This is a genomic window from Chryseobacterium capnotolerans (genome assembly GCF_021278965.1).
In the GTDB taxonomy this organism is placed as follows: Bacteria; Bacteroidota; Bacteroidia; order Flavobacteriales; family Weeksellaceae; genus Chryseobacterium; species Chryseobacterium capnotolerans.
In genome coordinates, this window is sequence record NZ_CP065589.1 from 5,055,403 (window position 1) to 5,066,213 (window position 10,811).

Annotated in this window: 12 protein-coding genes; 1 reads left to right on the top strand and 11 read right to left on the bottom strand. The window is 34.4% G+C overall.

Features of this window, described 5'->3' with window-relative positions; all coding sequences use genetic code 11:
• Position 1 precedes the first annotated feature (1 nt).
• From H5J24_RS24065 to H5J24_RS24100, 8 genes are all read right to left on the bottom strand, one after another.
• Positions 2-628, bottom strand: a complete 627-nt coding sequence (locus tag H5J24_RS24065; protein ID WP_068941397.1) for a PH domain-containing protein — start codon at positions 626-628, stop codon at positions 2-4.
• A gap of 17 nt (positions 629-645) precedes the next feature.
• Positions 646-1,170: an SH3 domain-containing protein gene (locus tag H5J24_RS24070; protein ID WP_068941399.1), complete on the bottom strand. Its 525-nt coding sequence runs from the start codon at positions 1,168-1,170 to the stop codon at positions 646-648.
• A 12-nt stretch (positions 1,171-1,182) separates the two neighbouring features.
• A complete protein-coding gene (locus H5J24_RS24075; protein WP_068941400.1) occupies positions 1,183-2,253 on the bottom strand; it encodes a type I restriction endonuclease in 1,071 nt (356 codons plus the stop codon).
• 5 nt (positions 2,254-2,258) lie between these two features.
• Positions 2,259-2,597: a YegP family protein gene (locus H5J24_RS24080; protein ID WP_068941409.1), complete on the bottom strand. Its 339-nt coding sequence runs from the start codon at positions 2,595-2,597 to the stop codon at positions 2,259-2,261.
• Between the two features lie 381 nt (positions 2,598-2,978).
• Positions 2,979-3,644, bottom strand: a complete 666-nt coding sequence (locus H5J24_RS24085; RefSeq protein ID WP_068941411.1) for a response regulator — start codon at positions 3,642-3,644, stop codon at positions 2,979-2,981.
• Between the two features lie 115 nt (positions 3,645-3,759).
• Positions 3,760-4,422, bottom strand: a complete 663-nt coding sequence (locus H5J24_RS24090) for a DUF5932 domain-containing protein (RefSeq protein WP_068941413.1) — start codon at positions 4,420-4,422, stop codon at positions 3,760-3,762.
• A gap of 10 nt (positions 4,423-4,432) precedes the next feature.
• The gene (locus tag H5J24_RS24095) at positions 4,433-6,073 is read right to left on the bottom strand and encodes a tetratricopeptide repeat-containing sensor histidine kinase (protein WP_082811070.1); all 1,641 of its coding nucleotides are present in this window, start codon (positions 6,071-6,073) and stop codon (positions 4,433-4,435) included.
• 70 nt (positions 6,074-6,143) lie between these two features.
• Positions 6,144-6,317 carry a hypothetical protein gene (locus tag H5J24_RS24100; protein ID WP_167386966.1) on the bottom strand — a complete coding sequence of 58 codons (174 nt, stop codon included), beginning with the start codon at positions 6,315-6,317 and terminating at the stop codon, positions 6,144-6,146.
• Positions 6,318-6,696: 379 nt separating this feature from the next.
• On the opposite strand from H5J24_RS24100, the gene H5J24_RS24105 reads away from it, so the two are divergent.
• The gene (locus tag H5J24_RS24105) at positions 6,697-7,509 is read left to right on the top strand and encodes a hypothetical protein (RefSeq protein WP_068941415.1); all 813 of its coding nucleotides are present in this window, start codon (positions 6,697-6,699) and stop codon (positions 7,507-7,509) included.
• Between the two features lie 204 nt (positions 7,510-7,713).
• On the opposite strand, the gene msrA is transcribed toward H5J24_RS24105, so the two are convergent.
• From msrA to H5J24_RS24120, 3 genes are all read right to left on the bottom strand, one after another.
• Positions 7,714-8,268, bottom strand: coding sequence for a peptide-methionine (S)-S-oxide reductase MsrA (gene msrA, locus H5J24_RS24110; protein WP_068941417.1), 555 nt, complete (start codon positions 8,266-8,268; stop codon positions 7,714-7,716).
• Positions 8,269-8,538: 270 nt separating this feature from the next.
• Positions 8,539-9,507, bottom strand: a complete 969-nt coding sequence (locus tag H5J24_RS24115) for an ROK family protein (protein ID WP_068941419.1) — start codon at positions 9,505-9,507, stop codon at positions 8,539-8,541.
• A 79-nt stretch (positions 9,508-9,586) separates the two neighbouring features.
• The gene (locus H5J24_RS24120; RefSeq protein WP_429832711.1) at positions 9,587-10,792 is read right to left on the bottom strand and encodes a PepSY-associated TM helix domain-containing protein; all 1,206 of its coding nucleotides are present in this window, start codon (positions 10,790-10,792) and stop codon (positions 9,587-9,589) included.
• Between the last annotated feature and the right edge of the window lie 19 nt (positions 10,793-10,811).

Sequence of the window (10,811 nt, forward strand, 5' to 3'; positions counted from 1 at the left end):
TTTAAACTCTAGATAAGATTTCGTTCTTTTTTATTTCAAATTCTTCAGGAGAAATTATTCCATTCTCTTTCAAGTCTTTTAACTTCTGTAATAAGGCAAAAGGATCTTCATTCTCTATCAATAGTGGTTTTTTCTCCTGTTCAAATTGTTGAGGGTGGGTGATAATAGGTGTGGCATTATTTACGGTAACGCCCCCTGCGGAAGCTCTTAATGTTTCAAGATTTTTTTCTCTTCTTAACCCCCGCATTCTTTCTTCTACTTCCTGTGCAAACTGATACAGTTTTCTTGCTTGGTTTTTAGGGAGATAATCCATCATATTAATATAGTTTTTCGTTGTTCTCATTGTAAAAGTTGAGCCAACAATTCCTTCTTTGATATGACAATCAGCTATATCCACCCAATTATAATCCTGAAAATCCATTGACAAACCGAAGGTTTTCGGCCTGCAGAAAATAATTCTTCTGTTGGTTAGAGCAATACAATCAGGAGATAAATTGATCACAGGTTTCTTCTGAACAGCTATATATTCTACAAATTCTTGTGAGGTAAGTAAACTGTTGATTCTTCCTAAAAGCTTTTCAACAGCTTGAGGATCCTGTTCTTCATTTAAAAATTTCTTTAAGTTCATATTATTTTGTTTTTTGATTATTTTACATCTTTATTGAAAACAAATCCTACTTTTCCACTTGATTTCACCTGTACTTTATACCATGATCCTTCCTTTGAGAGCTGTATTAGTTTGGCGTCTTTAGGAGCTTTTGTTATTACTTTAGATTTAAAAGTGGGCTTCTCATAAACATTTGTTGTTGCAATGCCTGCAATATATCTGTTGTTAGAGTTAAGATTGATGTTTACCTTATCAATAAATACTTTTGGAGGCTTGCCGTTATGGGGCTTTGAAGATCTGTAGGAGTCCGGGGATTTATGTTTTTTAGACTTGCCTTTCGAGGGGATCCTCGAAGAAGAGCTTTTTCCTGAAGATCCACCACGGCAGACACCACAAGTTCCACCACTGCTACAATGTCCGCATCCTGAACAATTTGAACAAGCTGTACAATAAGCAGAACCTGTACATCTTCCGCCATGTCCTACATTGTCATTGGCTTTAAAACAGGAATTTAAAATAAATATGCTGAAGGTAAGTATGATAAATGAGATTAGTTTTTTCATGATGAGTAATTTTTATGCATAATTTTCCAGCGTCAGATGAAGCTGATTTCTGTAATTATATATTTCATCAAGGGTATTCAATAAAACCTTTTCACCAGCTTCTTTTCCGTTGTGGAAAGTTTCCAGATATTTATTCGTTGTATTAAAATGCAGTCTGCAAAGCGGTTTTCTGTTGTTGTCATCCAACAGGATACCGAAGTAGGATAAAGTATCCCGGTAGGCAATTCTCGAAGAAGGAATTTTCTCTCTCAGAATTGCTTTTACAATCTGAAAACCTTCCAGCTCTTCTTCTGTGGTGACAATTTTAGAATCATTATTTTGATCAATAGGCTGTGATGTTTTCACATCGTCTTCCTTTTGTTCTATCTGCTCATTGATGCTCAATGCAGACTTTAGCCGGAAACTGATCGATTCATTAATAGAAGTCGTCAATGCTTTTTTAGCATATTCTTTGAACGATATCATTCTGTTGGCTGTTAAAGGTTTTTCAAAGAAACGGTTCACCAGAAGTTTTACCAATTCATCAGATGGGTTTTCAATTTCTTTTTCGAATTCTTTTCTGATGGCTTTGATATACTTTAATGCTTCTGCAGAATCAAGAATACTTTCAAGGTTATAGTCTTTTTTGGTGAAACTTTCCAGAATTTTGATGGAACTGTCTTTCAGATCTTCAATATTGATAGTGAAAAACGGTTTTTCATCCATAATATTGGGCTTTTCCAGATCTGTATAAAAGTTATAAACGATACCATTGGTCAACACTCCGAATCTTGTTTTGGAAACATGATAATATCTGTGAAGCTGTGAATTATGAGCATCGGCACTTTCTTTCCAATGCTTACATTCAATAATGAAGATGGGCTCATCATTATTTTTGATCACATAATCTACCTTTTCTCCTTTTTTTGTTCCGATATCACAGACATGCTCCGGAACCACTTCCGTAGGATTGAAAATATCATAGCCCAGGATTTGTATGAAAGGCATTACGAAAGCATTTTTTGTGGCTTCTTCTGTTCCTATCTGGTCTTTAAGGCCTATTACTTTCTGGTGCAGCTGCTCAAGTTTAATTTTAAGATCCATAGTTTTTAATTTTTTAAAGTTTCATCAACGATTTCTGCTGCCGGAGCATTTGATTTTACAGAAGCTATACCATTTTCCATTCCGGATTTTGAACTGTACATCTGGCTGTTTCCGATAATTTCACCGTTTCTAGCTTTTAACACGAAATAGTCTTTTCCATTTTTTGCAAGTCTTCTGTCGTATCTTGAAAGATCCTGAGAATTGACTTTTACAGATTTGATACCTTTCTGGCAGGATGCTTTCTGAACATATCCTTCACTGGTTAAAATAATTTCACCGTTTCCGGCTTTCAGATTAAACTGATACTCTTTGTTGACTCTTTGTGTGATTACGAATTTTCCCATGATTAACTTTTCTTATTTAACTTTAACTTGTATGACATGCGTTTGAACAATAATAACACCCGTTGATATTGTTTCTTTGAACTGGGAATCGTCTTTTCGCTTCATTTACTGCTTCCTGGCAAGTATAAAAACTGCCTAAATAAATTCGGTTTTCAGGAGATGGTAAAAATTGACATGAACTTTCGTGCACTTCATAGTCTCCATTAGACTGTTGATTCTTATTAAGATAATATTCCTTTTTCATAATAAAATTGTTTATTGTTTAACAGTCCAAAAATATGAGCATTAAATTTTGGTCTGTTACGGGTTTCCGTAAAACGGGCAAAAAATAAAAAAACCTTTCAAAAAATTTGAAAGGCTGTACGTAAAATGAATTGTGTATTATATAATCCCGATGTCTTTGCAGAAGGCTACCAGCTGTTCATTGCTGTTGATTTCAAGGTCTTCCTTCAGACTGTTTAATCTTTTCTCAACGCTGCTCAGGCTGGAGGGTTTAATATTTCTTTCGTCGAGGTGGGCAGGAATGTTTTTCTGTAAGATTCCCTTAGAAAGAAGAGAGACAAGAGTAATGTCGAATGTAGAAAACTCATAGCTGTTGAACTTTTTCATATCCTGCTTCAGATCAAAAGATAAATAATTTTCGCCAATGTATGCGGATGCAATCGCCTTTTTCAGTTCTTTTGAATCGTTTCTGGCTTTACGGATATATCCATTGATTTCATAATCTGAAAAGAGATTTTCTATTACACCCGTTTTATGTTCCGCTGAAAATACAATAACTTTCAAATCAGGCTGTATCTCTTTTGCTCTTCTGATGAGTTCTTTTCCGTCTTTAAGGTTTTGATCATGATGATCTTCTTCATAATACAGATCTGTAATCAACAGGTCATAAGGATATTTTTCCCGTAATGCTTTCTGAATTTTTCCTATAGCATCATCACAATAATATACATAATCTACCGTGGGAATATTCAGTTCCTCAAGGGTTTTCTGAACAGAAATATTGATGCTTTCATGATCTTCGGCAATTAAAATTTTTTTGAACATGGTTATACGGTTTAATTAAAAAATTGGTTAAGACCTCAAAAGTATATTCATTTAATTTTTTGTCATTACGGGTTCACGTAAAAGGGACGAAAAAAATGATATTTCAGCAGGCTGATCAGATGAGGCCAATATCTTTGCAGATGACGATCATCTCAATATTATTTTTTGCACCAAGACTATCCCTAAGTTCATTTAGTCTCTTTTCAATAGACCGGATGCCATAGGGGATCATTCCGTGCTCTTTCAGGCAGGTGCTTATTTCATTCTGCTTGTAGCCTTTGGCTAATAGCCCAAGCAATTTGATATCATATGCATCAAACTCGGAAGAAATATGACGCATGGCATTCAAAATTTCCTGGGGAATTACGGTCTCTCCGTTAAAGATTTTCCGTATTGTGCTTTTCAGACCTTGTCCGTCACGTCTTGCTTTGCTTACAAATCCGTCAATCTTATAGATTTTGTAAAGATCGTCAATTGTTTTTGCTTTCTTTTCAACAGAAAACACCACTACTTTTAAACCCGGCTGAACTTTTTTGGCCTCACGAATAAGTTCCTGTCCGGAATGAAGCTTCTGAGGAATATGGTCTTGGACAAACGACAGATCAGCAATAAGCAGATCATAAGGATTTTTTCTTTCAAAAGCTGTTCTAATTCTGCTTAATGCTTCATCACAATAGGTTACATAATCAAAATCAGGGATGTTTAACTCTTTTATCGTGTTCAGGATTCCCTGGTTCATGATTTCCTGATCTTCAACGATTAAAACTTTTTTGAACATGGCTGCATAGTTAGGAGACAGGGAATGAAAGATTTACCTTCAGCCCTTTTTCAATTTTCGTTTCAAAAGTAAGGGTTCCATTGATTGCTTCAATACGGGATGCCGCATTGCGTAAGCCGTTTTTATAAACAAGATCCCCCGGAATCCCTATTCCATTGTCTTTGTACTGAATTTCAAAGACATTGTTTATTTTTTCAAATTTAACCGCAACATGACTGGCCTGGCTGTGCTTTTTCATATTGACCATCAGCTCACGAACCATTTGGTAAACTTCCTCTTTTACTGTAGGTGAAACGGACTCCCAGATTGCAGGACTGTTTCCTGCGGTAAAGGTTTTTATGGTATCATTATTAAAAGAAGCGATAAGCTCTGAGACGACTTTGCTGAACTCTTTTTCTTCTCCAATTTTATCATAGGAAATATCCCTTGATTTTTCATATACAAATTCCAATTCGTCAAGCGCTTTATCCCGGTCAAAATCTTCCTGGTTTTCGATCTTGGTCATTACCTGATAAATACCATTGGCAACCACATCATGAACTTTCTTTGACATTTTGAGCTGCGTGTTTTTTACTTCAAGTTCTTTTTCCTGTTGGAGTCTCTTTTTTCTTCTTTTATACCAAAATAGCCCTAATATTAGTATTAATGATAAGGCCGCTATACCAATATTGCGTTGTAAAATTTTAATTTCTTTTTCGGCATTATCTGTTTTAATTTTTTCAACATCAAATTTTATTAATGCAAATTGGTTTTTTGCTTTACTTCTGGCTAAAGAAATACTATCGTTTAGTTTTTGATATTTAAGAAAAGTGCTTTTTGAATTTTCAGGGGTTTCTGCAAGTATAAGCTTTTGTAATGCTTCAATTTGGTCATCAGGACTTTTAAGTTCTTTCGAAACCAAATACATTTTTTTAGCAAAAAATAGAGCCGAATCTAGGTTATTTTCTTTAATGTAGTAATCTGCAATATGAGCATAGCTTGAGTTTTGTCCCCATCTGTCATTTTCTTTTATCCTTATGTCCAGTGATTTTTTTAATTCTGGGATAGGATTATAAGATGGATTATCTAACCATTTTGTTTTGGCCAAATTAGTAAGGGTTCTTGCGAATTCTGTTTTATTTTTGCTGGTATTTTCTAGAATTTGATTGTAAATATTTATAGCATCATTGTACTTTTTAATTTCTTGAAGAGCCTTGGCTTTATTGTTTAGATAAATTTTTGTATCTAATGGGTTATTTGAAAATTTAATGGCTAAATCATAAAATTTTAAGGCATTATCATAGTCTTTCAGATTGTATGAGGCAATTCCAAGATTATTATAGTTGGATTTTATAAATTCGTAATTTGATACTTTTCTTTCATTAAAGTAATGTGTAGCTTCTAAGGAAGTTTCCTGTGCTCCGAAATAGTCTCCTTTTTCTGTTAAAATAATTCCTATATTTATAATACTTTTACCTGCGCCAATAGTATCATGTTTTTTAAGAAAAATATCTCTTGCTTTATAAAAATTTAATAATGCACTATCGGTATCGCCTTGATCTTTGTTTTTCCAAGCTGTTTCATAAAATGAATTGGTAATGGATTTGTGTGTTGGATGATGATCTTGGGAACAAGACAATATAAAAAAAGTAAAAAAATAAAAATTTTTCAATGTAATTAGTTTGAACTAAAATATAAAAAATAAGTGGAAGAGTAATCTTCCACTTATTTTTTATTAATAATTATCTGGGAGGCGTTTGCCCCGTATCTCCACCTGTATCTCCGGGATTAACACCGGCATCGCCCTGATTGGTATCACTTTGCGTGATGATTGGCGTTGAATTACTATCATTTGTTGTATTTACTGTATTATTTTGGAATGCTAAGCTCAATAGCATTAATATAAACTGGATCATTTCCTTAAAAATTTTTTCGTTTGAAATTGTTTTTCTTCCTCCCGAGAAAAAAAATTCTCGGGCAGTACACAGTTAAAATTTCGAAGCGCTTCTAATTTTTTTGGGAAGTGAACCTTCAAAAACGGAGGAGAAACATCTGCTTCCCAACCCGGAGTTTTCCCTCCGTTTTATCTGGTGATTTTGAAATCAGTTTTTAGATTTTTTTAATGTTTTTTTGTTCCTGATTTCTTTTACAAATATCTTGTATATAACCTCAAATATTCGGACAGTTAGTGGACAGTTGGATAATATGTAAATGGTTGATTTTTGCGGTAAACCGTAAATTTTCTTTCAAGTTTATGTCTAATTTGGACAGCGAATAACTAATACCCGAAACATTATGTGCGAAAAGAAAAGATTTTTAATAAAAACGGTATTTGAAACAGCTAAAAATGTGCTTCCTCGTAAGAATAAAAGTTCCGTTTCGAAATACTTGAGTTTATTGTTTGAAGAACAGTATGATTTTTCAAGGGATGATAAAACATACAGCCGGTTTTATACCTATTTAGTACAAAAAAATGAAGACTACAATATTGATGATGATGCTCTATATTATTTAAGTAAGTATATAGGATATGATAATTTTGATGATTTTTGTAGTAGAGTCAACATAGAGGGTGACGGTAAAACGACATTTACTTTGAGCTTTAAAGATCTGTCGGATAAAATCCAACAAATAATTATTACTGTAACACCAACATTTTTATTACAGGATTTTATGAAGAAAAACGGATTGGGTATTTTAGAAATGACTTTTGTTTTATTTCTAGTTACAGGAGGTGTTGTTTTTTCTAATGGTAAGAATTCTAGATCTTTAGGTCTTATTTCCGGGTGGGGACCTCCTGCCACTAATAAAGCTTATATGTATTGGGATAAAGATAGATATATGGCAACAGATAGTAGTTCTCTCGGATCTCAGGTTGAAGTAATTCCGATGAATGAATATATGTTTAAATACTTTAAGAAAATTACAAGGCCAGACACGCTTACTACTAAAAATGCTATGGAGAAAGTATGGTATGATAAAAGCAATAATAATGTTGAATTCTTTACAAGTTTTGGAAGACACCCTGAAAATGAAAAAACATTAAAAGAAGTTTCTGAAAGAATATTGGAAAATTATGCAGGGCAAAATGCAATATTAGAAGAATAATTTTAAAATTCAATTAACAGCAAATCTTTAGCTATTCATGATAAAAAAAGCGAAGAGATTTCCTCTTCGCTACTGTATTTTATATTGACATTTTAAATGCTAGGCCACATTTTCTGGAATAATATCAATAGGAATGGACTAAAGTTCGTTTAACTGAATTTATATCATCAAATTTGGCTTTATTCAAACTTAAAATATAAGGCTTTACTCAGCATTCAGCATTCCCAGTTCTCCAAAATATTTTTTAAATTTCTGGATTTTAGGGCCTACCACTGCGCTGCAATAAGGCTGGGTAGGGTTATCATTGTAGTATCCTTGGTGATACTGTTCTGCCGGCCAGAATTTTTCAAATGGAGCCAGTTCAGTGACGTAAGCTCCAGCCCATCTTCCTGATTCCTGAGAAGCTTTGATGGCTTGTTCTGCTTTTTGTTTTTCAGTCTCATCTTTATAATAAATAACTGAACGGTATTGTGTTCCAATGTCATTTCCCTGTCTGTTAAGCTGAGTAGGATCGTGTAGGAAGAAGAAAACATCCATAAGTTGTTCATAAGAAATTATGGATGGATTATAAGTGATTTGTACTACTTCTGCATGACCTGTTTCTCCGGTACACACTTCCTGGTAGGTTGGATTTTGTTTATGACCACCAGAATATCCTGATATAGCAGCTTCAACACCTTTTAATAAGTTGAAGCAGCTTTCTACACACCAGAAGCATCCGCCACCGAAAACGATGGTTTCTAAATTATTGTTATCCATTTTTTGGTAATTATATTGTTTTATTACATTTTCCTGAGCTGTAAAGTTTGCGGAAAATGCTAATCAAAAGTAAGAAAAAGTTGATGGATTCTGATACGGATATAGTGAATTGTTTTCATAGATAATACTAATGATAAAAGTAAGTCTGGGTTTATACAAAAGAGCTGTTTTTTAGACCACAAATGTATTAATAAATTCATTCGTGAATTCGTGGCAAATAAAAAAAGCGATCTCATCATGAGATCGCTTTAAATATGATAAGAGTATCAGTTATTTTTCCCAAACCAAAGCACTTGCTCCCAAAATAGCAGCGTCGGCTTCGTCCAGCTCACTGAATACTAGTTTTACTTTATTTCTAAAGATCGGAAGCAGGTTCCTTTCCATATGAAGTTTAGCAGGTTTTAAGATAAAATCTCCGGCTTTGATTACTCCACCGAATAACAGAATAGCTTGAGGTGAAGAAAACATTACAAAATTGGCTAATGCTTCCCCCAGCTTTTGTCCTGTATATCTGAAAACCTCAATGGCAATCGGGTCTTCTTTCATGGCACATTCATATACTGTTTTAGAATTGATCTCGTCTTCAGGATATTGGTTTAGCATAGATTCCGGGAATTCTGCTCTCATCTTCTTAGCTGTGATGGTAATTCCTGTTGCAGAAGCATAGGCTTCCAGACTTCCTTCAGATCCAGTACTCCAGTGTTTTCTTCCTCCCGGTTTTACAATAGTGTGTCCTAATTCTCCAGCAAAACCGTCATGTCCGTAGATCAGGTTTCCGTTGGCGATAATACCGCTTCCTACTCCTGTTCCTAAAGTAATCATAATGAAATCTTTCATTCCGCGTGCTGCTCCGAAAAGCATTTCTCCTAACGCTGCAGCATTAGCATCGTTGGTTACTGTACACGGTAAATTGAATTTTGCGGTCATCAGCTCAGCAAAAGGAATTACTCCTTTCCAGGGTAGATTGGGTGCTAATTCAATCGTTCCTTTATAATAGTTGGCGTTGGGAGCTCCTACACCAATTCCGTCGAAGTGCTTTTCAGCACCATGTTTTTCCATTAAAGGGTATACATGTTCATATAAAGCATCGATGAAATCTTCTACTTTATCATAGGCATCTGTTTTAAGGTTTCCTTTATCCAGAACTTCACCACGGTGGTTTACAATTCCGAACTTGGTATTGGTTCCGCCGATGTCAACTCCAAGGGCAACCTGTTTTGATAAATCTATTAATGACATTTCTATTATTAAATTCTAAGGGCTAAAATTATAAAAAAGATTGTATTAATAGCTTATTAACCTTGTATTATTTAAAAGATTAAGCTGTTTTTGCCGGTTTTTTCTTTCTTCGCCCCCACCAGATCATGAAACCTGTTACCGGAAGAGAAGCGCAGATAAGACTTACAATAAAAGCAATAATCTTTGTAGGAAGCCCTAAAATAGCGCCTACGTGAATATCATAATTGGCACTTACTACCTTCTCTCCAAAGTTTTTATCTTTTGGATCATGGGTATGCAGCAATTCACCTGAATTTTCATCAAAAATAAGGCTGCTGCTTTTGTGATAAGAGTAAGTAAGGTGTTTTACATATACTTCAAAGTTAGGATGTTCATGGTCATCCATGTGCTCATGCCCCAGATCTATGGCAAAGCCATAAGAATCAGGATATTTTTTTTCAACAGTGCTGATGATCTTATCAAGAGTAGTTTCAGTTCTCATTTCTATTGGAGCCTTTGTCTTGATATGAGAGAAGTCCGGATATTGGGTTTCTCCACCGGAAAATAGTACATAGATCATCGCCTGAACCACAAAGAAGGCATAAAATAATCCTGTAATTGAGAATATAAGGGCAAAAATTGAAGCATAAAAACCCAGTACATTGTGAAGGTCATAGTTTTTCCTTTTCCAACTCTTGATATTTTTCCATTTGAAAGAAAAACGTTGTTTTCTTGCTGCTTTATTTTTAGGCCACCATAAAACAATTCCTGTAATGAGCATGATGATGAAGATAATCACAGGTATTCCTACCACATAAGTTCCCCAGTCCTGCTTAAGAAGATAGCTCCAGTGGATCATTTTTATAATATTGAAAAACCCGTTCTTTTCATCATAAACTCTTAGTACCTTTCCTGTATATGGGTTTACATAGGCTTGTTTATAAATAGGAAATTCATCAAAATAATTCCAGGCATCTGTATTATGTTCGTACCAGAAGAACATATAGGACATTTTCTTGTCAATAGGAATATTAACCCAATGAATCGGATATTTCTCTTTTACCTGTTCAGCTACTGCTTTTTCCATAACACGGATGGGAAGAACCTGCTTTTGCTCAATGTTATTTTCATGGTGGTAGATTACATCCTTTCGGGTATAGTTTTCTACCTCATCCTTAAATACATATAATGCTCCGGTAATAGAGATAATAAAGATTAAAAACCCAATAACAAGCCCAAACCATAAATGGAGTTTTGCGGACCATTTTTTAAAAAATCCAGGTTTTTTTCTTCTTGTGGTGATGATTTTTCTTCATAATACAGTT

What these genes read in the sequence shown, in the direction of transcription:
- H5J24_RS24065 (WP_068941397.1), bottom strand. Translation starts at nt 628, where the DNA reads ATGAACTTAAAGAAATTTTTAAATGAAGAACAGGATCCTCAAGCTGTT.
- H5J24_RS24070 (WP_068941399.1), bottom strand. Translation starts at nt 1,170, where the DNA reads ATGAAAAAACTAATCTCATTTATCATACTTACCTTCAGCATATTTATT.
- H5J24_RS24075 (WP_068941400.1), bottom strand. Translation starts at nt 2,253, where the DNA reads ATGGATCTTAAAATTAAACTTGAGCAGCTGCACCAGAAAGTAATAGGC.
- H5J24_RS24080 (WP_068941409.1), bottom strand. Translation starts at nt 2,597, where the DNA reads ATGGGAAAATTCGTAATCACACAAAGAGTCAACAAAGAGTATCAGTTT.
- H5J24_RS24085 (WP_068941411.1), bottom strand. Translation starts at nt 3,644, where the DNA reads ATGTTCAAAAAAATTTTAATTGCCGAAGATCATGAAAGCATCAATATT.
- H5J24_RS24090 (WP_068941413.1), bottom strand. Translation starts at nt 4,422, where the DNA reads ATGTTCAAAAAAGTTTTAATCGTTGAAGATCAGGAAATCATGAACCAG.
- H5J24_RS24100 (WP_167386966.1), bottom strand. Translation starts at nt 6,317, where the DNA reads ATGATCCAGTTTATATTAATGCTATTGAGCTTAGCATTCCAAAATAAT.
- H5J24_RS24105 (WP_068941415.1), top strand. Translation starts at nt 6,697, where the DNA reads ATGTGCGAAAAGAAAAGATTTTTAATAAAAACGGTATTTGAAACAGCT.
- msrA (WP_068941417.1), bottom strand. Translation starts at nt 8,268, where the DNA reads ATGGATAACAATAATTTAGAAACCATCGTTTTCGGTGGCGGATGCTTC.
- H5J24_RS24115 (WP_068941419.1), bottom strand. Translation starts at nt 9,507, where the DNA reads ATGTCATTAATAGATTTATCAAAACAGGTTGCCCTTGGAGTTGACATC.